17 protein-coding genes and 1 pseudogene are annotated in these 22,383 nt (G+C 71.0%); 7 read left to right on the top strand and 11 right to left on the bottom strand.

Going from position 1 to position 22,383, the window contains the following annotated elements:
- The first annotated feature begins 185 nt into the window (after window positions 1–185).
- The 3 genes from NUT86_RS39220 to NUT86_RS39210 all read left to right on the top strand — a co-directional run bounded on the left by NUT86_RS39220 (window position 186) and on the right by NUT86_RS39210 (window position 3,732).
- On the top strand, window positions 186–1,568 hold the full coding sequence (locus NUT86_RS39220) for a family 2B encapsulin nanocompartment shell protein (protein ID WP_018091476.1): 1,383 nt from the start codon (window positions 186–188) through the stop codon (window positions 1,566–1,568).
- Window positions 1,555–2,934 carry a cysteine desulfurase gene (locus tag NUT86_RS39215; RefSeq protein WP_018091477.1) on the top strand — a complete coding sequence of 460 codons (1,380 nt, stop codon included), beginning with the start codon at window positions 1,555–1,557 and terminating at the stop codon, window positions 2,932–2,934. Before NUT86_RS39220 ends, NUT86_RS39215 begins: the two co-directional genes overlap by 14 nt.
- Before the next feature lie 138 nt (window positions 2,935–3,072).
- Window positions 3,073–3,732, top strand: coding sequence for a hypothetical protein (locus NUT86_RS39210; RefSeq protein WP_274740180.1), 660 nt, complete (start codon window positions 3,073–3,075; stop codon window positions 3,730–3,732).
- Between the two features lie 43 nt (window positions 3,733–3,775).
- On the opposite strand, the gene NUT86_RS39205 is transcribed toward NUT86_RS39210, so the two are convergent.
- Window positions 3,776–4,288 (bottom strand): hypothetical protein, encoded by a 513-nt coding sequence (locus NUT86_RS39205; protein WP_018091479.1) that lies wholly within the window; start codon window positions 4,286–4,288, stop codon window positions 3,776–3,778.
- Window positions 4,289–4,478: 190 nt separating this feature from the next.
- Window positions 4,479–5,624 (bottom strand): FAD-dependent oxidoreductase, encoded by a 1,146-nt coding sequence (locus tag NUT86_RS39200; protein WP_274740179.1) that lies wholly within the window; start codon window positions 5,622–5,624, stop codon window positions 4,479–4,481.
- Between the two features lie 174 nt (window positions 5,625–5,798).
- Here NUT86_RS39200 and NUT86_RS39195 point away from each other — a divergent pair, with 174 nt between their 5' ends.
- Window positions 5,799–6,536, top strand: coding sequence for a TetR/AcrR family transcriptional regulator (locus NUT86_RS39195; RefSeq protein WP_187412912.1), 738 nt, complete (start codon window positions 5,799–5,801; stop codon window positions 6,534–6,536).
- Window positions 6,537–6,629: 93 nt separating this feature from the next.
- Here NUT86_RS39195 and NUT86_RS39190 read toward each other — a convergent pair whose 3' ends face one another.
- Complete coding sequence (locus NUT86_RS39190; protein ID WP_274740178.1) at window positions 6,630–7,997, bottom strand: MFS transporter; 1,368 nt, start codon at window positions 7,995–7,997, stop codon at window positions 6,630–6,632.
- 425 nt (window positions 7,998–8,422) lie between these two features.
- The gene (locus NUT86_RS39185; RefSeq protein ID WP_159483722.1) at window positions 8,423–8,986 is read right to left on the bottom strand and encodes a GNAT family N-acetyltransferase; all 564 of its coding nucleotides are present in this window, start codon (window positions 8,984–8,986) and stop codon (window positions 8,423–8,425) included.
- Between the two features lie 289 nt (window positions 8,987–9,275).
- Between NUT86_RS39185 and NUT86_RS39180 the strand changes: the two genes are divergently transcribed.
- Entirely contained in the window at window positions 9,276–13,994 is a 4,719-nt protein-coding gene (locus NUT86_RS39180; protein WP_274740177.1) for a hypothetical protein, read from the top strand.
- Window positions 13,995–14,147: 153 nt separating this feature from the next.
- On the opposite strand, the gene lepB is transcribed toward NUT86_RS39180, so the two are convergent.
- The 6 genes from lepB to NUT86_RS39150 all read right to left on the bottom strand — a co-directional run bounded on the left by lepB (window position 14,148) and on the right by NUT86_RS39150 (window position 20,077).
- Complete coding sequence (gene lepB, locus NUT86_RS39175; protein WP_274740176.1) at window positions 14,148–14,747, bottom strand: signal peptidase I; 600 nt, start codon at window positions 14,745–14,747, stop codon at window positions 14,148–14,150.
- Entirely contained in the window at window positions 14,744–16,645 is a 1,902-nt protein-coding gene (locus tag NUT86_RS39170; RefSeq protein WP_274740175.1) for an ABC transporter ATP-binding protein, read from the bottom strand. Before NUT86_RS39170 ends, lepB begins: the two co-directional genes overlap by 4 nt.
- Window positions 16,642–17,187, bottom strand: coding sequence for a TlpA family protein disulfide reductase (locus NUT86_RS39165; RefSeq protein WP_093635705.1), 546 nt, complete (start codon window positions 17,185–17,187; stop codon window positions 16,642–16,644). Before NUT86_RS39165 ends, NUT86_RS39170 begins: the two co-directional genes overlap by 4 nt.
- A 13-nt stretch (window positions 17,188–17,200) precedes the next feature.
- Entirely contained in the window at window positions 17,201–17,731 is a 531-nt protein-coding gene (locus NUT86_RS39160) for a MauE/DoxX family redox-associated membrane protein (RefSeq protein ID WP_274740174.1), read from the bottom strand.
- Window positions 17,732–18,201: 470 nt separating this feature from the next.
- Window positions 18,202–19,209, bottom strand: coding sequence for an AraC-like ligand-binding domain-containing protein (locus tag NUT86_RS39155; protein ID WP_266440271.1), 1,008 nt, complete (start codon window positions 19,207–19,209; stop codon window positions 18,202–18,204).
- A gap of 250 nt (window positions 19,210–19,459) precedes the next feature.
- A complete protein-coding gene (locus NUT86_RS39150) occupies window positions 19,460–20,077 on the bottom strand; it encodes a PadR family transcriptional regulator (protein ID WP_020397753.1) in 618 nt (205 codons plus the stop codon).
- A gap of 96 nt (window positions 20,078–20,173) precedes the next feature.
- Between NUT86_RS39150 and NUT86_RS39145 the strand changes: the two genes are divergently transcribed.
- Window positions 20,174–21,373 carry an FAD-dependent monooxygenase gene (locus NUT86_RS39145; protein ID WP_274740173.1) on the top strand — a complete coding sequence of 400 codons (1,200 nt, stop codon included), beginning with the start codon at window positions 20,174–20,176 and terminating at the stop codon, window positions 21,371–21,373.
- Window positions 21,374–21,382: 9 nt separating this feature from the next.
- Window positions 21,383–21,603, top strand: a pseudogene (locus NUT86_RS39140) (aldo/keto reductase); the annotation flags it as partial.
- A 12-nt stretch (window positions 21,604–21,615) separates the two neighbouring features.
- Here NUT86_RS39140 and NUT86_RS39135 read toward each other — a convergent pair.
- A complete protein-coding gene (locus NUT86_RS39135; protein ID WP_167540474.1) occupies window positions 21,616–22,248 on the bottom strand; it encodes a GNAT family N-acetyltransferase in 633 nt (210 codons plus the stop codon).
- Window positions 22,249–22,383: the final 135 nt, after the last annotated feature.

Genomic DNA, 22,383 nt, shown 5'->3' with positions numbered 1-22,383 from the left:
GGTGCTGAAACGCCAGGTAGTCGCGCACACATTCGGGATTGCACAGTCAGTGCAGCGAGCATTTCCGGCCGCACGCCGTCACACAGCTGGTTGCGGGTGGAGGAGCTCCGACCGGACGATCAGGCTCCCGCGTGTCGGCCGGCTGTGCACCGGCCGACCGGCACGCCCGTAGGCGAGGAGGTCCTGTGAACGACCAGACGAGTCTCAGCCCGGATGCGGCACGGCAGCTTGCCACCACCACCAAGACCAGCCCGCAGATGCGCGGCATCACCCCGCGCTATCTCCTTCGGGCTCTGCCCTGGGTGGATGTGGAAGCCGGTGTCTTCCGCGTCAACCGCCGCCGCACCTACGTCCTCGGCGACGATCGCATCAGCATCCACGCCGACGGCGGCTCGCCCCGCATCATCCCGGGAGACCTGCGGGAGTTGCCGTACCTCCGGGAGGCCGATGACGCACTGCTCTCCGAACTGGCCGGCTCCTTCACGGAAGTCAGCTTCGAGGCCGGACAGATGCTCGCGCAGGACGGCGATGCGCACGACAAGCTGTGGGTGATCGCCCAGGGCCGCGCCGAGAAGCGGGTGAGCGGCCGTTACGGCGAGGACGCCGTACTCGAAGTGATCGGCGACGGCCAGTTCTTCGATCTCGACGCCTGGACCCGCTCCGAGCCCCTGCCGTACCGCGTCCGGGCGCTCACCCCCGGCGTGGCACTGTGCGTCGAGCGCAGTGTGCTCGAGGGGCTGTGTGAACGCAACACGGCAGTGCGGGGAGCGATGGACGCCTACCTCTCGGCGGACGGAGTGCTGCCGGGCGCCGAGGTGCCAGTCGATCTCAGCTCCGGGCATGTAGGCGAACCCGACCTTCCCGCGACGTTTGTCGACTATGAAGACACGCCCCGCGAGTACCACATGAGCCTCGCCCAGACCGTGTTGCGCGTCCACACCAGGGTCTCCGACCTCTACAACGGGCCCATCGACCAGATCCGGGCCCAGTCCAACCTCACCGCGCACGCACTGCGCGAGCGGCAGGAGGCCTCGCTGCTCAACCACCCGCAGTTCGGTCTCTTCAACAATGTGGCCCCCGGGCAGCGGGTCCAGGCACGCACCGGTTCCCCGACCCCCGACGATCTGGACGAGCTGCTGACCCGGGTCTGGAAGCAGCCCGGCTTCTTCCTCGCGCACCCCAGGGCCATCGCCGCGTTCGGCCGGGAGTGTACGCGCCGGGGCGTGCCCCCGGTCATCGACAACCGGTTCGGCAGCCCCCTGCTGAGCTGGCGTGGAGTCCCGCTGCTCCCCTCCGACAAGGTGCGGTTCTCCGGCGGTGCGGGCATCGGCACCACCGAGATCCTGCTGATGCGGGTGGGCGAGGCCGAGCAGGGCGTGGTGGGTCTGCGTCCCGCGAAGGTCGAGGACGAGGTGGAACCCGGTCTGTCGATGCGGAACATGGGCGTCGACCAGAAGGGCATCACGTCCTACCTGATGACGGCGTACTTCAATACCGCGGTGCTGGTGGAGGACGCGCTCGCCGTGCTCCAGAACGTCGAGGTCTCCAACTACCATGACTACTCCTGACGTTGTCCGGGGTCTGTGGCCCGGGGCGCCGACTCCGAACCTCCTCGGCGACGGCCTGCTGTCGCCCGATCCGGCCACGGCCCCGCCCACGGATCCGACCGTCCCGGCCGGCCACCCCGCGCAGTTCACCGGACTCCCCGGTCAAACGGCCGCCTTCTCACCCGAGTTGGCGCGCCGTGACGTCCCGATCCTGCACCGGACCGTGAACGGGCATCCGCTGGTCTGGCTGGACAACGGAGCCACCACACAGAAGCCACGCCAGGTGATCGAGGCACTGGCCGGCTTCTACGGTTCCGCCAACTCCAATATCCACCGTGGTGCGCACACCATGGCCCGGGAGGCCACCGAGGCGTACGAGGCGGGCCGCTCGGCGGTCGCCCAGTTCCTGGGGGCACCCTCACCGGACGACATCGTCTTCGTACGCGGCACCACCGAGGCCATCAACCTCGTCGCCCAGAGCTGGGGGCGGGCCAACCTCGGCCCCGGGGACGACATCCTGGTGCCGGTGCTGGAGCACCATTCGAACATCGTGCCCTGGCAGTTGATCGCCCAGCAGACCCGGGCCCGGGTGGTACCCGTACCCCTGCAACCGGACGGGCAGATCGACCTCACCGCGTACGACGATCTGCTCTCCATGCGCACCCAGCTCGTCGCGCTCAGCCAGGCGTCGAATGTGCTGGGCACCGTCCCGCCGGTGCGCGAGATGACCGCACTCGCCCATCGCTACGGGGCCAAGGTGCTGGTGGACGGGGCGCAGGCGGTGGCGCACTTCCCCGTCGATGTGCAGGACCTGGACGCCGACTTCTATGTGTTCTCCGGTCATAAGCTGTTCGCCCCCACGGGCATCGGCGCGCTGTATGCGAAGCCGGAGATCCTGCGGGACATGGCGCCGTGGCAAGGCGGCGGCAACATGATCGAGTCGGTCGACTTCACCCGTACCACCTATGCCCCCGTCCCTCACCTCCTGGAGGCCGGTACCGGACACATCTCCGGCGTGGTCGGTCTGCTGGCCGCACTGAACTGGCTGACCGCCTTCGACCGCGATGCCATCGCTGCCTACGAGACCTCACTGATGGCGTACGCACAGCAGGCCCTGGCCACGGTCCCAGGACTTGAGCTGCTGGGCTCCGCGCCCGACCGTATCGCCGTACTGACCTTCACCCTCGCCGGTCACGACCCGTCGGAGATCGCCGCCTGGCTGGACCGTGACGGCATCGCCATCCGGGCCGGGCACCACTGCGCCCAGCCGGCCCTGGCCCACTACGGCCTGGAGAGCGCGGCCCGTGCCTCGCTCGCGCTCTACAACACATCCGAGGAGGTGGACAAGCTGGTGGCCTCGCTGCAGCAGATGCAGCAGGCCGCCTGACGCTCCGCTCCGTCCGGCGTCGCCGACCGGCTACCGGTCGGCGACGTCGGCGCGGGGTGTTTTCCGTTCCTGACGGCCGGTGGCCTCGTGCACGGTTCATACTGGGCACCAGGCCGCACATGAGGGGGAACCGAAGCCATGACATGGTCGGGAGACGGGGTCCAGCCGCCGCAGCGGGTCGCTGATGTGTCGTCCGCCCGCTGGATCGAGGAGAACGTCGGCGGGTTCGACAGTGGTGTCCATGCCCTGCTGCCGGCCGGGTTCGAGGCCTACGTACGGTTGCTGCATCCCAGCGAGCCGTCGGACGGCCGGTTCGAGCGGTGGGCGGAGGTCGCCCAGCGGTCGGGCCGCGCGCTGCGCCCTCTGGCGCGCTTCGAGGAGGTGGCCGGCCCGGGTGATGAGCCGCCGTGGCAGGGTTCGCTGCCCGAGCATGTGCTGGCCGCTCTGTGCCCGGTGCTGGCAGCGGAAACCGCCACGCCGCGGCAGTGCCTCTTCGGGCTCTGGGAAGGCTGGGGCTGGTCCGATGACAACGGGCCGATGGTGCAGTTGAGCGGACGCGCCTACTCGCTGTACGAGGGGCCGATCGAGGCGGCGATGGCCACGGGAGACCGGAGTGCGGGGGTCTTCTTTCCGCAGTCGCCGAACCTGTGGTGGCCACAGGACCGGGCCTGGTGCGTCGCCACGGACGTGGATCTCGACTCCACGTACATCGGTGGGTCCGCCCGCCTGGCGCAGCAGCTGGCGGGCGCACCGGACATCGAGGTACTTCCGGCGGCGCTCGACGACCGGCTCGGCTGAGCCGCGCGTCGAGCACCTCTCATGACGTTTCCGGTCCGGGCGGTCAGCGCCTCCTGCAGGCGTTGATGCGGACCGTCGCGCTGGTGTGCTTCACCTGCTTGGTGTGCGGGGTGTACCCGGGCGGGAAGGTCACCACGCCGACGGAGTAGCCGGTGTAGTTCTGCCGCTTGATGCAGCGGCGCGCGGCGTTCTGGCTCACCTTGTTGCGTCCGGCGTTGACCTTGGCACCGCTCTGCTTGTACAGCGTTCCGTTCTTGTACAGGCCGACGCGGAGGGCCAACTGCGCGACCGACTTGGAGCACTTGATGTCGGCGGTGACGTTCACCCTGTGCCGGTTGTCGGCGTGGGCGTGGTGGGAGTAGTGCGGGAGGTGCGTGGTGATCTTGCAGGTGATCACGTCACCGCTGCGGGCGTCCACCGTGCGTACGGTGGTGGCACCGGTCGCGGTGTCAGGCCCCCCATCGGCCGTCGAAGCGCCGGCGGTCCCCACTCCCATGGTCAGTGCGAGCACACCGGTCAGCGCACCGGAAAGCAGCGTTCGCTGTACAGTCCTCATGAATCTCCCCCTGTGTAGCGCCCGTTGGGGCGCAATGCTGATGCACCGTCACCTCGCAGTGGCCGTTCCGAGGTCCGGCGCGCTGGCCACATAATTCCGCATCAGGGCGACGAGCGCAGGCATATTGCCCATATACCGCCGCGGGCGCGCTGCTCGGCACGGATCGCCCGTTTCATGGGAACCGGCATCCTCACTGCTGAAAGAGCTCCAGCACGCCCTGCGCACCGGCGGGGGAGATCATGATCTCCATGATGCCGGCGGATTCCTGTGCGGCGGCGGCGCCACGTTCGAACATCGCGGTCTCGTAGCTGCTGAGGGCGGCGGTCATGTCGTCGGGCGCGGCGGCGAGCGCGAGGGCGAGATCGGTGGCGCCGAGCATGGCCATGTTGGCGCCCAGCCCTACGGGGGGCATCAGATGGGCGGCGTCGCCAAGGAGCGTGACGCCGGGGGTGCCGGGCCAGGTCAGCCCGACGGGCAGCATGGTGACCGGGCGGGGCACGACGGTGTCGTCGCACGCCTGGATCAGGGCGGTGAACTGCGGGGCCCAGCCGGCGTAGAGATCCGTCAGGGCCGCGCGGGCCCGGGCGGGTTCCGCGTACGGGATGCCGCAGGTGGTGAGCCAGTCCTCGGGGGTGCGGAAGCTGAGGTATACGCGGACGCGGCCGTCGCCGTTGCGCTGGGCCGCCAGGCACTGGTTGGCGCCGATGGCCCAGTAGTTGCCGCGTCCGACCATGGCGGCGAGATCGGGGTGGGTCCGGTCGATGTCGGGGATCCCGCATTCGATCGAGTTGACACCGATGTGGCGGGGCACGGCGTCGGTCAGCAGCGGGCGGACCCGGGAGTGGGCACCGTCCGCGCCGATGAGCAGGTCACAGTCGGTGCTGGTGCCGTCGGCGAAGTGGATCCGGTGTCCGCCCTCGGGCAGGGCGGTGGCGTACCGGAATGCGTGTCCCCATATGACGGTCCCCTCGGGGAGGGAGTCGAGCAGGACGTCGCGCAGGTCGGCGCGGTCGACCTCGGGCCGGTCCAGTGGGGCGTCGTCGGGGGTGTCCTGCTGGAGCAGCACGGTGCCGGTGTGGTCGAGCAGGCGCAGGTCCTGGCCTTCGCGGCGGGCGATGGCGTGGAAGCGGTCCTCCAAACCGGCCTCGCGCATGGCCCGTTGCCCACTCTCCCGGTGCAGGTCGAGCATGCCGCCCTGGGTGCGCGCGGCACGGGAGGCCTCGCCTTCGTGGACGACGGCGTCGATGCCGTGTACGCGCAGGGTGCGGGCGAGGATCAGGCCACCGAGGCCCGCTCCGATGATGGCGATGCGCGGAGTGCGCGTCGTGATGTTCATGGTCTCTGCTTTCTCCGTGTGTGCAGTGGTGAGCGCCCGGAGCCGGGAGGGCATGGGGCACCCCTGCCCGGCCCGGAGAACGATCGATACAGCGCATCGCGACGATACACTGTATCGATCGGGGCGGCGTATCGTTATCTGCGCACTGCGGAGACCTGCGGAAGACGAGGCGTGATGGCAGAACGACGAGAGGCCGGCAGCGGCGAGCCCGCACTCATCTGGGAACGGCCCGAGCCGCCGAGCCGGCCGACGCCGAGCCCGCTGAGCAGGGAGCGGATCGTGCAGGCCGCCATCGGACTCGCCGACACGGACGGGCTGGAGTCGGTGTCGCTGCGCAAGGTCGCCGCCGCCCTCGACGCGGGCCCGATGAGGCTGTACCGCTACCTGTCCACCAAGGAGGAGTTGCTGGACCTCATGGTGGACGCGGTGTACGGCGAGATCCCCGCGCCCGAGCCGGCCGACGGGGACTGGCGCGGCACGCTGCGCTCCCTCGCCCACCACACCAGGCGGGCCGCTCTCCGGCACGAGTGGTTCGCCGACCTGCTCGCCGGGCGGCCGCACCTCGGCCCGCACGCGCTGGCCCACACCGAAGCCTCATTTGCCGCGCTGCACGGGGCTCCCGGATTCGACGACATCGACACGGTCTTGCCCGTCGTCGACGCGGTGAACGCCTACCTGGTCGGGGCGATCAGGAAGGAGATCTCCGTATTGCGCGCCGAACGCGTCACCGGCATGGACGAGGAGCAGTGGCAGCGGGCGGCCGCTCCCTATCTCAGCCGGGTGCTGGCCACCGGCCGTTATCCGACGCTGTCCAAGGTCGTCCAGGACGCGGCCCATCCCGACGCGGAGACCACCTTCGACGCCGGCCTCGACTACCTTCTTGACGGGATCGCCGCACGGATCGCCCGCTGAGGACCGCGGGCGATTGCCGCCGGCCCGATCCCTTTGCGCCCCGGCCGCACGCTCGGACGCGTCATCCGGGACCTGCTCATATCGAGCACCCCCTCACGAGCCCTGGGTGACCGAGCTGCGGTCGGCCGCCGCTGACCGCTCGGGGCGGCTCGTACGGTCCGCGGCGCGTGCGGTGAAGATGCCGATCGCGCAGAGGACGGCGAAGCCGAACAGCAGCCATCGCGCCGAGCCGAGCGTCGACGGCCCGCCCAGACCGACCAGGACACCGGCGACCGCCGTGCCGAACGCGGTGGACATCGTCGTCACGGTGGCGATCGCCGCGGCCGCCTGCCGGCCTTCCGCCGGGTCCGCGGCGGCCGCCATCGCGGCCACGGACAGGTGCGGGTAGGCGATCCCGATGCCCGATCCGGCGACGCACAACACCGGCACCCAGATGACCACCCACCAGATGGGCACGTTCTCACGCAGCAGCAGCCCCTGGACGAGGAAGCCGAGCGCAAGCAACACCGGGCCAAGGGTGCGCAGTCGGCGCACGGTGCGCTCCCGGACCGCCGATGAGCTGCCGATCTGGGTCAGAGACCACCCGAGGGAGACGGCCGCCCCGAAGAAACCGGCCACGAGTGGGGGCAGCCCGGCCAGTCGTTGGCCGAACAGCGGAACGAACGACTCGACCGCGACGCCGAAGGCGAGCAGACCGAGCGTCAGGTAGACCCACTTCAGCGCGGAACCCGCACGGTATGCCGCGCCGGGGAAGACCCGTCGCTCGCTGCGCCGCTCATGGGCGACGAATCCGACGACCAACAGCAGCGCCACCGCAAGGCCGGCTGCCCTCGCCACGATGTCGTGCAGGACGCCCGCCACACTGACGGCCGCGGTGGCGGCCATGACCAGCACCAGCGACACGACCGGCACCGGAGCCGCCGCGCCGTTGCATTCACCTCGGGGCAGCACACGGGGCACGGCCGCGCCGCACACCGCCGCGACCCCCGCCATCAGGACGAACGCCAGGCGCCACGAGCCGAATTGGGCGAAGAGACCACCGAGCGCCGGACCGACGAAGTTTCCGACGCCGTACATCGCCGACATCAGCGCATTGCCGCGGGTCCAGAGCCGACGTGGCAGCGCCGACCGGATGACGGCGAACCCCAGTCCGGACAGCAGCCCGGCACCGAGCCCTTGGAGACAGCGGCCCACCAGCAACACCGGCATCGTCGGACTCACCGCACAAGCCAGTGAGCCCACCAGGAACAGGGCGAACCCGACGAGGTAGGCACCGGCACTCCCCCATCGTGCGAGGAACCGGCTGACGAGCATCGTCGCGATCACCATGGCGACCAGGTAGAGCGTCATGTTCCACGCGTAGAAACTCTCGCCCCCGATATCGGCCACCGCGGTGGGCAACATGCTCGATGCCAGGTAGATATTGACCGCGCCGACGAGTACGCCGGCGGCCAGTACCACCGCGGCTCCGCGATACTCCGGGCCCAAAAGCTCCCGCCAGCGGGGCGGGGCGGCGAGGTCGGGAGTCCCCCGATCATCTCCACCAACTCCACCAGCGCGAGGGAGGTCGTCTTGCGTTGAGTTAGGGAGGTCGTCGTGCGTTGGGTTTCGGATGTGGTCGGTCTGACCGGCGCTTTCGACGGGCTCCGGCTCCACCGCAGGCCTCGGACCAGGCAGTTCGCTGTTGTCGGCAGTCATGACTTCAAGCGTTCCATTGAAGTGGGACCGGAGACTTTGTGCCGTATCTGGCCGTCGGGGCAGGGCCGATGGGCGGATAACCCTCAAACCGCGGGTTGAAGCCGCGGTAGTCCGGAAGGGAGCCATGGATGCCCAGAACGGCTGCGGGGGCGGCACCGGGGCCGGTGCGGGACCGGACCCGACCGTGGTCAGCAGGCGGTTTCGCGCTGTCGGCGCCATTCGGGGGCCAGGACCGACCAGACCTCCATGTCGTGGCGTACGCCCCGGTGCGGGTAGCTTTCCCGCTGCACTCCTTCGCGCACCATGCCGAGCCGCTTGGCGACATTGATGCTCGGGGTATTGGCCGAGGCCGCGATCCACTCCACGCGGTGCATCCCGCGCTCCTCGACGGCCCAATCGATGATTACCCGGGTCGCGCGCGTGATCAGCCCGCGCCCGACCGCCGACTCCTCCAGCCAGCAGCCGGCCTCGCAGCTGCCGAACGTGACGTCGAACGTCACGAACAAGACACCGCCGACGAGCACTCCATCACTCCAGATGCCGTAGAGACGGCCGCTGTCGGCCGCTGCCTTGTCCGCGTACATCTGCAGAAATGCCGTGGCGGACGCGAGGTCGGTGGCGCGGTCCGGCAGCGCGACGTATTGGCCGATGTACTCGCGGCCCCGGTCCATGTGCGCGAGGAACTCCCCGGCATGCCACGGCTCCAGCGGCCGCAGCTCGGCACCGTCGTCACCCAGCGATATCGCAAACACCCGGTTCCCCCTGCACGACACAACGCGTACTCGCCGGCCCTTTGCTGCACGAACCCGGCACGAGCGGCGCCGGCTCCGGCCGCTCGTGCACTGCGCCGGAATAGTCCCATACAGGTACGGCCATGAGCGTGCGGCGGAGGAATCGGCGGGGCGTTCCGCCATGCCCGTCGGCAGTGAAAGCACCGGCGTTGGGGGCCGTGTCCATGGGCCGCCAATGGGCCGTTCCCTGGGCCGTCGCCGTTATCCACAGGCAGAGCCGAATGTCAGTGGCGCATGGCACGATCCTCACATGTCTGCTGCTCCGTCGGTCATGCCGCCCGCCGATCCCCACAACTCCACCGTCTACCTGGACTGGGCGACACTCCATGCGCCCGCGGCGGAGGACGAGGCGCGCGCCCTGCTCGCGCTGATCCAGGAGAACGGCTTCGAGATTTACGAGAAGCCGGGCCGCTTCCTGGACCGGGTCAAGTACCGGGCGCGGGACCTCCCGGTGGAGCAGTTGCCGTGGTTCTGGGACATGACCGGGCATCGCATCGCCCGACGGCAGCCGCGTCATGCGGCGAAGGCCTACGGTCTGGCCCGCGCGGCGGAGGAGGAGCACGGCCTGCCGGTCGACGAGGTCTACCACCGCGAGAACACTCTGCTCTTCGCACGCTTCGGCGCCCTGCCCGCGACGGTGCCCGCCGTCCACCAGCGCCGGCTGCACGCCACACTCGAACCCCGCACCGCCCACCAGGAGTTCCTGCGGCTTCTGCAGGCCATCGCCGCCGGGGGCGCCGCGCTGCCGAAGGATGCGCACCGAAGGATCCAGGCATCGGGCAAGGCTGCCGGGCTGAGCGCGGAAGACGGCGCGCGGGCACTCGGCGACCTCCTCGCCGCCGCGAAGGGGACGCCTCTTCCGGACGGTCTGTTGGAGGGCGCCGCCCGGGTCTTCGCAACGGTGCCCCCGGAGCCGACGGTGCGCCAGGCGCTGGCCGAGCTGTTCCCGACCTCGGCCACCGACGGCGGCGCATGGCTGCGGCTGCTGGCGGCGACCGGTATCGACGAGGCCATGGCCGAAGGGCGGATCGTCCCGGCCGGCGGAGCGGCGGCATGGCTGAGCGACTTCGCCCGCCACTACTCCTTCCTGAAGACGGGCCGTGCCGTCCGGCGGCAGGCCATGCCACCGGAGCTGTTCGCCCTGGTGCCCCGCATGGCTTCTCGGATCAAGGCGGATGACACTCCGCTGTGCCTCCATCAGACACGGTTCCGGCGTCCCCGCTTCGACGCCGATCTCGTCGACCTGTGCCTGGCGAGCGGGCTGGCCGTGGTGGATCCGGGCCCTCGGGTCGAGTTGGAGTTCTGGGGGAAGGAGTCCCGGCGCGACATGCGGGCGCTCGCCGCCGATCCGGTGCTGGGAGTGCGGCTGGCCGGTACCCGCTATGCGCCGAAGCCCCCGCCCACGGGCGCGCGTCTGCCCCTGCGCGAGGGGGCGGATCCGGAGCTGCACGCACGGGTGACCCGACTGCTGGACGCCCTGGCGGAGGGCGGGCTGGGCGCGGCGCAGGAGGCGGTGGCGGAGCTGGACACCGTTCTGAGCCCGCCTGCGATCACGGCACTCGACGGCATCGACGCCGCGCTCAAGGACCTCGACGGCATCGGCCCACTGCTGCGCACCTTGCGCTCCGGTCTGCCGGAAGAGCTGGGCTGGCCTGCGCTGGACGATGCCCTCGCAGAGCTCAATGGCGCTGCGGGGGACGGGACTTGGCGGTCGGCGGCAGGGCGGTCGGAAGAGCCCGGGACATCCGGGGTAGCGCGGGCCGAGGTGGGTACGGCGGTGGCCGGTGTCACCTGCACCTGGCCGGTGCTGACCGTCTTCACCCGGGAACGGGCCATCGCCGTGGACTTCGCCGGGCGGCGCGGCGAGTGCACTTTCTCCCTCCCGGAGGACGGCGCGGTGCACTCCGTCTTCTACGTCGGCGGCAGCTTTCTGGTCGGCTGCTCCCCTGACGGTCACTCGACTTATGCGCGCAAGGCCTTCTGGGCCGACCGGCCCGAGGAGGTCTTCGAGCCCGCGGCGGCGCTCGGCATGGTCCCGTTCGGTGGCAGTACGGACGGCGCGCTCGGCTATCAGTTCGCCACCGCCGACGGCACCGGCCGGTACGACGGCGAACGGGTCCTGCGGCCAGGGGGACACGAGGGCATCGGCTACTTCGAGCAGCAGCTCAATGACGGTACCCGGCTGTGGAGTTCACGTCTCTTCGGCGGCGAGCGCGACAACGGCGCCTGGCGGGAGATCGACCCGGTGACCGGAGCGCGCACCGACCGGGCCGGTCTGCCGCCGTTCCTCGCCGCCGAGCCGCCCCAGGGCCTGGTCCGCACCCATGACCTGCAAACCCTCGCCCCGCTGCCGCCCGGTGCCCCCGCCTCTCCGCTGGGGCAGGCGGACGGGGTGTCCGGCTGCCGGGTGCTGCACTGGAAGCGCAGCGCGCCCCGGCGCTATCTGCTGGAGGGCGTCGACGGGCGGCGCGCCGAATTCCAGGTCACCCGCCAGGGAGAGGACCCCTGGGGCATCATCCGGCTTCCCGAAGGCGGCGCAGAAGCCGTGGTGACCGAGCACGACGCCATGCGCTGCTACTCCGCCGACGACAACTCCCTGCTGTGGCAGGTACGGGGATTCCCCCAGCCGAAACGCCGGGGCCGGTGGGCGGGCTCCGGGCAGGACGCGCCGATGTTCCCGCCGCCCGCCTTCTGGCACTTCCTGACCCCGCGCGACACCGCGTCCTCCGGCGCTCTGCGCACCGTCGGGGAGGATGCCGCGCGGGCCCTGCTGGAGACGGCCCGTACGGGCGATGAGGACGCCGTCCGCGCCGCATCCGCCCGTGTGCTGCCCGGAGTGACCCATCCGCGGATCCTCGACGGCGTGGTTCGTGCGGCGCGCGCCGCGGCCACGGTGGCCGAGCGCCGCGAGGTGATCTCCGGCCGTGTCGCGCTGATCGGGGCGGGCGCCCAGGTCCGCCCGGCGGGTGAGGTCGCCGATGTCGCGCTGTTCGCCGCCCTGCGCGAGCTGGTCAGGCCTTACGTCATGTCCTCCCGGCCCGGCACGCGGCCCGCGACCGTCACGGCGCTCGCCGCCGACGGGGAGTTTCTGCGCGGCCGGATCGACGACGGTGCCCGAAGGGTCAGCCCTCCGGCCCGGCCCCGGGACTGGGCAGTGCTGCTGGGCCACATCGACGCCGCGGCCTGGCGCTTCGCCGTCGAGACCACGGCAGCGGAGGACGTCACCGCGCTCGACGCCCTGCTGCGTACCTGGGCCGCTACACCGTTCGCCGAGCCCGGGGCCTGGCGGCTGGGCCGCGCCACCGGCGAGGCCCTGCGCCCGCTCTGCGCGGACGGGCGGGCCGTGGCCACCGGTATGGGAGACGGCCGCCAGCAGATCGCCCCGGATCCCAAGGCCCCTCTCGACCCGGCCGCCGAATACCGCTTCGTCCAGCCCGCATCCGCCCCCGTGCCCGAGGCTGCCACCGAGGTCCGCACCGTCACGGTCACCCGCGAGGACGCGGCCCGCCTGCGCGCTCTGCTGGACCTGCGCGCCGCTCACGGCCCCGTCCGTATCACCCCCGAGGCGGTCGCTGCGTTCGTCGCGGGCACGGGCGTACGCCGGGCCGTCGCCGTCTGGGCCCTCGCCGGACTGCCCACCAAGAACGATGGACGCACCGGCACCCAGCGCATGCTGCGGGCCAAGCCGTATCAGGCGACGGTCCAGGTCGTCCGGGAGGCGGAGCATCTGGTCGCGCGCCTCGGGACGGACGGTCGGCGGCGCGTGCTGGCGGCCGGTCCGCCCGACGACCCGGCGGAGCTGTGGACACCCGGTGGCCCGGTCGCGGCTGCGGAGCGGATGGCGGCGGCATGGACGGCGCTCCTCGGCCGGCAACGCCAGGTCGACGAGGAGCTCAGCGCGGAGGTGGAACGCGAGCTGGGGCTCGACGATTCCTTCTCGTCGGAGCTGAGCGCGCCCGACGGCGGCAGCCTGCTGACCGAAGACCTGCGGCATCTGATCGCCACCGATGAATACGGCTACCCGCATGTCTACCCTGCCGCCGCCGACGGCTCCCCCGGCAAATGGCCGTCGCGCACCATGCCCTACGCCGGGATCGCGTCCCTGCTGGTCTGGGCGCTGACCGAGCGGCCCGTAGGCGATCCCGTCACAGTGGGCGTACCGGCGCTCTGCGCCCGGCTGCGCGAGCGCCTCGACGCACCGGAACTCCTCGTCGATCTGCACAGCCATGCCCTCGACACCGATGTCGCCGGCGTCTTCGGGCCCGCACTCCATCCCGTGGCGGTCACCGGACCACTCCCCGACAGCCGGCGCCCGCCGGTGCTCTACGACCAGGGCCTGCTCATCGTCCAGGCGGAGACGTCCCTGTCGCAGGTCTTCCTGCGCCCTGCGGGCTTCTCCGAGCGCGGCCGCTACGAGTACGCGACCCGGATCTGCGCAGACCTCGGCCACGGCGCGCTGGTCGCCGCGATCGACCGGATACGGATGCTGCGCGACGGCGTCGAAGCGCTGGCGGAGCGCGCCGCGCACACTCCCGTTCCGGCCGGCGGCTATGAGGCGAATCCGCTGCTGAGCGTGCCCGAACTGGTCGACGAGGCGGCCGCTGCGCTCGCCGTCGGCCGCGACGCCGCCGCGCTCTACCTCCAGTTGCTCACCCTGGCCCGCCCCACCGACCGCAACATCCGCCGGTGGAACGGCTGGACGCAGACGCGGCACCGCACCGCGCAGGCGGAGCTCGTCGCGTGCCAGGCCGTGCTGGCGGACAAGCGCTCCCGCGCCGGCCGCTCGGTCTTCATCCCCGGCGGCTGGACGGACCTCAAGGCTCCACACCTGCCACTGGAGACCGCCAAGCTCGCGGCGTACGGCGCCATATCCACCGAACGGAGGGAAATACAGGGCCCGTTCACCCGCCTGTTGCCTCCGCGCCCCCTCCACATACTGTTCGCCGAGGCCTGGCAGTCCACCCGATGAACACCGGCTCGCAGATGGGGCCCGCCGTGGTGCCCGCCTCTCCCCCACCTCCTTGTACGCGTGCGGGACGGCGTGGGCAGAGCGGGCCGGACCGCTCGCGGAGGGAGCTGGGCGGTGCAGCTGAGTGCTGCACCTGATCGCAGGACGTCGGCCTCACCCCGCCGGCGGACCTGGTCGGCGGGGTGAAGCCGACCTGAACTGCCGGCGTGCGCGAGCCGGCCTCAGCGGTCGGACGACCGTGCCCAGGACGCGGTCGGCCGGGTAGAACCCGAAGTGCCGGGAGTCCACGCTGTGTTGCAGGTTGTCACCGAGCAGGACCAGACTGCCGGCCGGCACCCGGGGCGGGCCGGGGCGGGCAAGGGGCGGCGCGGAGAGCATGGGCTCCGGCACTCGGGGCGGCCGGGGGCGGGCAAAGGGCGACGCGGACAGCATGGGCTCCGGTACCGGGTCACCGGGGAGTGCCGCCAGTCGCTTGATCAGCCACTGGCGCTGTCCCACCGCCCGGGCTCCGGCGCCGGCGGGCAGGGGGCCGCTCGGCCACCGTGTGTGGACGGCGGGCCGTTCCACGACGAGTACCTGACCTCGGGTGGGGCGGGCGGTGCGGCGGACGAGCACCCGGTCGCCGTCCCGGTAGGCAGGGGCCATGCTCACTCCTCGTACGGTCACGACAACGAGGCGGTGGCCCAGCAGGACGGCGGCCGCGGGCAGCAGTCCTGCGAGGCCGAGGAGGGCGGCGGCCGTCGCGGCGCTCATGGCTGCCGTCCGTTAGGTGCCGCGGTGGTGTCCCGGTAGCCGGCGGCTTGGAGCGCGAACAGCCGGGCGTACGCACCCTCTGCGGCCATCAGCGCGTCATGGCTGCCGAGTTCCGCGATGCGGCCGTCGCGCAGCACGGCGATCGTGTCCGCTTCCCGCACCGCTCCCAGCCGGTGCGAGATCAACAGGCTGGTGCGTCCGCTGCGGTGGCGCTTCAACGAGGAGTGGATCTCGGCCTCGGCCTCGGCGTCGAGGCCCGACGACGGTTCGTCCAGGATCATGAGGTCACGGCGGTCCCGCAGGAAGGCGCGGGCCAGGGCGAGCCGTTGCCACTGGCCTCCGGAGAGGACGACGCCCGTTTCGGGGTCGTCCCGGTCCGTTCCGGCGAAGAAGATCCGGGACAGCAGGGTGTCGTATCCGTGTGGCAGAGCGGCCAGTTGGGGGGCGATTCCCGCCCGGGTCGCCGCCGCGGCGACCCGGGCGTGGTCGGGGCTCGCGGAGATGTCGCCGAGGGCGATGTTCTCGGTCGCGGTCATGTCGTAGTTCATGTAGTCCTGGAAAACCGCGCCGAGGCGGCTGCGGAGTTCGGCCGGGTCGGTGTCGCGGAGGTCGACGCCGTCCCACAGCACGGCTCCCCGAGTCGGGTCGTAGAAGCGGCAGATGAGCTTGATGAGGGTCGACTTTCCGGCGCCGTTGAGGCCGACGAGTGCGAGGGAGGTGCCGTGCGGGAGGAACAGATCGATGCCGCGCAGCACCCATGGGTGGTCGTCCGCGTAGCGGAACCACACGTCTTTGAGCTCGATGCCGTGCCGTAGCGCGGGGAGCGTGCGCGGCTCCGGGGGAACGGGCAGGTCCGGTCCGGCATCGACCACGGCGGTGTAGTGGCCGAACAGCAACAGTGCCTGATGGGTCCTGGCGAAGGCGGTGGCGAGCGAGGCGAGCGCGCCCTGCACCCCGCCGATGGCGGCGACGAAGATCGTGACGTCGCCGACGGAGAGCCGGCCGTCCCTGGCCGCCGCCACCGCCCACAGCAGCCCGCCCCCGGAGACCAGTGCCGCGAGCAGTCCCAGTGCGGTCTGCACCCGTGCCTCCCGCAGATCGAGGCCGCGTCGTGCCTCGTTCACGGCCCGCCGGTCGGCGACCATACGCCCGCGCAGAAAGGCGCCGGTGCCGAACAGCCGCACCTCTTTCGCCGCTTCCATCCGCGAGAGCAGCGTGCTGTAGAAGAACTCGCGGCGCTCCACGGGGCCCAGGTCCCACGCCATGCGTGCGCGCAGCCGCGACAGCCACAGCTCGGCGGCCAGCACCGGTACCGAGGCGGCCGTGACCAGGAGGGTCATCAGGGGGCTGAGGACGAACAGCGAGCCGAGGAAGCCGGTGACGGTGAAAACGGAGCCGGCGACGGTGAGCACCGCGTCGAGCACCTGGCCCGGTGAGGCCCCGCCGGACTGCTGGGCGAGCCGCAGCCGGTCCAGGAACGCGGGGTCTTCGAGTCGGCGCAGACCTACGAAGCCGTCCACCGCCCGGTAGAGGCGTTCCTGCGCCGTGACGGCGACTTCCCGGCCCAGCTGCGCCCGCAGATACTGGGCGACCTCCCCCGTCAGCACCAGGGCGACCCCGGCCGCCGCCAGTCCCATCGCGGGCCGGGCGACCTGCGCGAGAGGCGCGCCATCGGCCAGTGCGTCCAGGACGAGCTTGGTCAGCCACGCGGTCGCCACGGGCAGCACGCCGGCGGCCAGGGTGAGTACGGCGTATCCGGTGAGCAGGACGGGCGCCGCTGCCGCGACCAGGGTGCAGGCCGCCCGGGCCAGACGGAGCGGAGCCGCCCCGTCCGTTGCGGACTGCGGAGGTGTGTGCGGTACCGGACCGGGCGCCGCGGGCTTCGGCACGGGCTTCATGCGGCCATCGCCGTCGGGCGCTTCAGGTCCACCGCGTTGGAGGTGACCACCGGCCGCCCTTCGGCGTCGGGGCCGATCCGCAGCAGAGTGGGGTAGGAATGCACCCCGAAAGCCCTGCTCAGCGCACCGTTGGGCTCCTCGATCACCACCTGGGCGACCGGGCCGAGCGGCGCGGCGAACGCGGCGGCCTCCCGGGGCTCTCCGACCACGACGGCCAGGACACCGCGGCGCCCGCCGGGCAGGGACCGTGTGTGGGCCACGAACGCCGGCAGCTTCTCGACGCACGGGGCGCAGCCGGGCGAGAGGAACGCCACCAGCAGGTCATCGGCCAGTGACGCCCGGGTCAGGGGCTCACCTGCCTCGGTCACGGTCTCGAACTCGGCGATCCGCGTGCCGACTTCGAGTTCTGCGGAGGGGGCGCCCCGTCGGCCGGTCAGCAACCCGCTGTGTTCCCGCAGTCGTTTGACCATCGCCAGGGCGAGGACCAGGTTGAGCGCGCTCAGCGCTCCGACGAACACGACCGCGGCGGTCAGGTAAGGCATATCGGCTCCAGGTTCATCGTCGTTCCGGCGTCATCGGCGAGAACAGGGCCAGCAGTTCGTCGAGGGCGGCGACGAGCCCGCCGAGGACGAGACCGGCCGCTGCCGCCACCAGTGCCCCTGCCGGGTGCCCGTCCGGCGCGGCGACGGCCGTGATGGTCGCGCCAAGGAGAGCGAGCACGGCGAGGAGCAGGTTACGGAGGAGATGGTGCGGCCCCAGCGGGGTCGTGGAGGCGCCGAAGCAGTGGCAGGGTGTCTGTGCGCCGCTCCGCAGCGCGCGAGCGAGGCCGGCGGTGAAGACCAGCAGCAGAGCGATGGCCAGCGCGAAGCCCGCCACCGCCGTCGCCCGGCCGGGCACCGCCAGGGCCAGCACCACGCCCGCTTCACCGGCGACGATGAGCACCGCCAGCGGCCGCACGTGGGCCCGGGGCACGACCACCAGACTGCGCAGCGACCGTTCGAACCCACCGAACCCGCCGCGGACCAGCGTCTTGCCGCACAGCGCGAGCAGGAAGACCACGCCGATCAGGCATTTCAGACCGGTCATCAGGTAGACCATGGCATCCTCCGGGAAGCGTTCCTGGGGCGGGCCCGGAGACCCGCCCCAGCAACACGGCACCTGGTTCAGTCAGTTCCAGTCACCGGGCGTGCAGTTGTCGCAGTAGCCGAAGATCCAGTCGCCCGTGGAGCCGTCCGAGCACGCCAGCCGGTACTTCCACCACGTGTGGCGGGTCGAGTTACATCCGCTGGTGCCTCGTACGCACAGGTACTGGTAGTCGCACGAGGTGCTCGAAGCGTCGGCTGCCACCTTCGGCACGATCCGTTCGAGGAGTCTGCTCCCCAGTGTTTCCATCCTTGCGAACATGGTTGCTCCAAGTCCTGATCGGCCCACGACTCCGCGTCGTGGGACATGAGTGCGGTGCTGGAATCGCATCCGTACGCACAGCTGACGGGCTCGGACGGTCTGCGCCGGTGCCCGGACACGACGATGCCGGGGACGGCGGCGGATCGCGTTGACTATCCGTGCAGAGCGCTTGCCGATTCGCGCACGGCGCCGCGGAGGGCGTGCTGCCGGTAGTCCCGGGGCGGCATGCCGTAGGCCGCGCGGAAGGCGCGGCTGAAGTGCGCGGGATCGATGAAGCCCCACTGGGCGGCGATGGCATGGATGGGGCGGAGCTGGAGGTGGGGGTTGGCGAGATCGCGGCGGCAGCGTTCCAGGCGGCGGCCGCGTATCCAGGCGGCGGCCGTGGTGCCTTCCTCGGCGAACAGCTGGTGTACGTAGCGGACCGATATGCGGTGGGCCGCGGCAATGGTGGCCGGGGAGAGCGAGGGGTCGCCGAGATGCCGGCGGATGAAGTCGCGGATCTGCACCTGCAGGGCACGTCTTCGGGATTCCGGGGTCATGGTGTCCTCGGCGTCCAGGCAGCGGCCGAGCACCGCGGCGAGGAGATCCGCGGTGACCGACCGCAGCGTGGGGATATCGGCGGGGGTGAACTCCTCGGCGCGGGCATTGACCTCGGTGAGCCAGCGCCAGAGCACCCCGCCCAGCCCTTGGCAGCCGCTTATCGGGCGAGCGCTCACCCGCTGAACGGTTTTCCAGGGCAGTGGCAGCAGTTCCCGGGGCAGCTGGATGATCATGGCGGCATAGTTCTCCACCTCGCCATGGAGCTGCCCACGGAACGGAAGGCTGCTGTCCACGAGCACCAGTTGCCCCTGCCGGATGGACGTATTCCGATCGCCCTGGGAAGCGCCGCCGGCACCGGCGAGCACGCAATTGACTTGATAGAATTCCCGATCACTTTGCTGCCGTATGAGCTTGGGTGTGCGCACGACCTCCAGACTCGGGAAGGTCATCGTCGATATCTGCGCGTCACCCATGTCCAGCACACGCATCGTCGCACGGAAGTTGTCTTCGTGTTCGCTGCGCATCCAGTTGCGCATGTGTGATTGGGAAGCGAATTCCTCCCACAGCGCGAACCGGTCCTGCGCAGCTACCATCTCTGTGCTGAAGTTGCTCACCAGCATCGCTCCCCCGCCTCTCCGTGCTGGCCCCAGCCCGTCGTTGCCTGAGTATGTGGGGAAGTTCCCTGGACAGCCGAGTAGAAGACCGGCCGTTCTCCGCGCTTTCCGCAATATCAGCAACGATGAATTGCCCGCAGGATCAGCGTCGAAGAGACCGCTCAACGACTGTGCGGACGGAATGCATTCAGAAACGGGGGCATGCGGAAGCGGGCGATGAAACACCGCCCGGCACGGTGAACGCGGTCGCCCGCCCCTACTCGTCCGAAGTCGGCTCGGACGCCTCCTGGAACGCGGCGAGCATCTCCGCGGACCACGTCAGACTGCCGTCCCGAAGGTCGCTCATCACCCCCTGGAGCCATCGCTCCTCGGCACCGAGGACGGCCAGCAGATATTCGTTCTCGATCAGAGTGATCCGCGGCAGTCCGACCTCGGCGTCGGCGGTCTGGCGCTCCAACTCGGCGCGTCGGTCCGCGAGCCGGGCCGCACGCCGCTCCAGGATCGGCAGCACCTCGGCCGGGCTGAGCATGAGCATGTTGGACAGCGCCGCCGGGAACACCGGGAACTCCGCCTTGGGGACTGCCAGCATCTGCTCCAGCCAGTCACGGGTGACCGCCCGGCCCTCATCGGTCACCTCGTAGACGGTCCGCTCGGGGTACAGCTGGTCGCGCTCGGTCTGCCGGACGGCGATCAGTCCGCCGGCCTGCAGCCGCTCGATGGTGCGGTAAAGCCCGGCCCGCTGGCCGACGTTGACGACGTGCACCTTGCCCCACCGCTTGAGCAGCTGCTGGATGCCGTACGGGTGCAGCGGCCGGTGGTGCAGCAGCACCAGCACGGTCAGGCCGAGCGGCGAGCTCTTCACGGTGGCGGTCATACCCGGCATCGTAGTCAGCGAAGAAACTAGTTGCATTTCTACTAGTTGCATTGCAACTATGTCTTCAGCAGTATCCAAGCGGCCACGGGAGGGGACATGAGCAACAACGGCGGTCACGGTGCCGGTGTGCGGACGGCGTTGGTCATAGGGGGCGGTGTGGCGGGCCCGGTAACGGCGCTCGCGCTGCGCAGGGCGGGCATCACGGCGACGGTCCATGAGGCGTACCCCAGCGCGGCGGACGGAGTGGGGGCCTGGCTGGGTCTGGCACCGAACGGCCTGGCGGGTCTGGCAGTGGTCGGTGCCGATGCGGCGGTGAGGGCCATCGGGCAGCCGGTGCCCGGTGTGGTGATGGCGGACGGTGCCGGGAACCGCCTCGCCGCTTTCGGTGGTTTCCCCGAGCTGCCCGCCACGCTGACGATGCCGCGCGACCGGCTGTTCCGGGCACTGACCGACCATGCGGTCGCCGAAGGTGTTCGGTTCGCGTACGGCAAACGGCTGGTCGCCGCCGAGGAGACGCCCGACGGCGTCACCGCCCACTTCGCCGACGGGACCTCCGCGACCGGCGACATCCTGATCGGCGCCGACGGCATCCGCTCCACCGTCCGCACCGTGATCGACCCGCAGGCACCCACCCCCGAGTACGGCGGCGTCCTGAGCTTCGGTGGTTACGCGGCGGCGGACAGCGGGGTCGAGACCGAGCCCGGCGCCATGCATTTCGCGTTCGGCCGCGCCTTCATGGGCTACTGGCGGGGTCCGGACAAGCGGCTGATCTGGTTTGCCGGTCTGCCGACGGACACCCCGCCGGGCCCGGCCGAACTGGCGCAGGTGCCTGCCGCCGAGTGGCTCACCAGGCTGCGCGAGCTGTACGCCGGCCACGTCCCGGGCGAGCAGCTGCTGCGGCACACCGGCCCCGACGAGCTGATGGTGGTCGGCCGGATGGAGCGTATGCCGTCCGTACCGCACTGGCACCGCGGCCGGATGGTACTGGTGGGCGACGCGGTGCACGCCCCCTCCTCCAGCTCCGGTCAGGGCGCCTCGCTGGCCATCGAGAGCGCGGTCGAACTGGCCCGCTGCCTCCGCGATCTGCCCACGCCCGACGAGGCGTTCGCCACCTATGAGGCCCTGCGCCGCCCGCGGGTGGAAGCGATCGGCCTCCATGCGGCGGCCGTCAACAAGGTCAAGGCCGGCAAGGGCGAGCACGCGCCGGCGTTCCCCGCACCGGAGGAGATGTTCCGCCCGTTCCACTTCCATCGGATCGAGTGGGAGGAGAAGGTGAGGGCCGGCGTGACGCCCTGACGGGCACGGCCGGAGGGGCCGCTCGTCACGACCAAGGTCGGCGTTGCGCGATCGGGGCCCTCCGACGAGTGGAGACTTGACGGGCGGCCGGCCGTGCTGCGCGCCCAGGTCGAGCAGGCCCCGCGCCGGCTGCGCGTCGAGTGGATCGAACTGCTCCAGCTGCTCCAGCTGCTCCAGCTGCACCGATCGATCCGGAGACACCACTCGCAGATCAGCTCGGCACGCTGCGGAAGAGACACGCCCTAAGGCCGGTAAATGCATGCCGCCAGCGGCGCGTACACCTTCCAGTCCAGCGTCTCGTACAGCGCACGCCCTTCGTCGGTCGCGCCCAGTACGCCAAGGGCGGCGCCTTCGGTCACCGCGTGATCGGCGAGGGCACGCATGACGAAGGCGCCCAGGCCGCGGCGGCGATGGGCCCGCTCGGTCGTGACGCTGTCGATGACCGTAGCCTTCCCGAGGAGGGCCATCTGCCCCTTCGCGGCCAATTCGCCTGCTGCGTCGTGCACTTGGACGTAGGTGACGCCGTCGCGGGTCTCCACCGAGGCGGTGTAGCCCTCGGGTGCCCTCGGTGCCGTGGCCCGGAGGTCCGTGGCCATCAGATGGCCCGTCTCACCCTTGTCCACCACCCAGCCCGCAGGGAGCCAGCGCCCGACCCCCTCCGGATCCATGGGTACCTTGAGCCAGGTGTGCGGCACGGTGACCGAGGCAGCCGCCTCGCGAACCGCCAACTCATGGGCGTCCGGCAGCACATGACGCCCCACTTGGTCCGGCCGGCCCACTTCGACGTAGAGCCCCCAGGGCCTTTCGGCCGGCCTCGGCGTGTGCCGTGAGACGGCCCAGCCGGACACCCAAGTCCTGACCAGTTCCGGAACCATCAAGCCCTCCCCAAGTAAGTGTCACCTTCTGGGAGTGCACATTACGTCACCGCGTGGCTCCGAGCATCTCCTTTGCGGTGCGTCCCCGGAGCCTGCGAGCGAGGAGGGGACGCACCGCCGCGCCTCCGCACGTGC

The sequence above is a fragment of the Streptomyces sp. G7(2002) genome, from assembly GCF_028870195.1.
GTDB lineage: Bacteria > Actinomycetota > Actinomycetes > Streptomycetales > Streptomycetaceae > Streptomyces > Streptomyces nigrescens.
The sequence above is the reverse complement of the archived record's forward strand: the minus strand, read 5'-3'. Positions and strand labels throughout refer to the sequence as shown.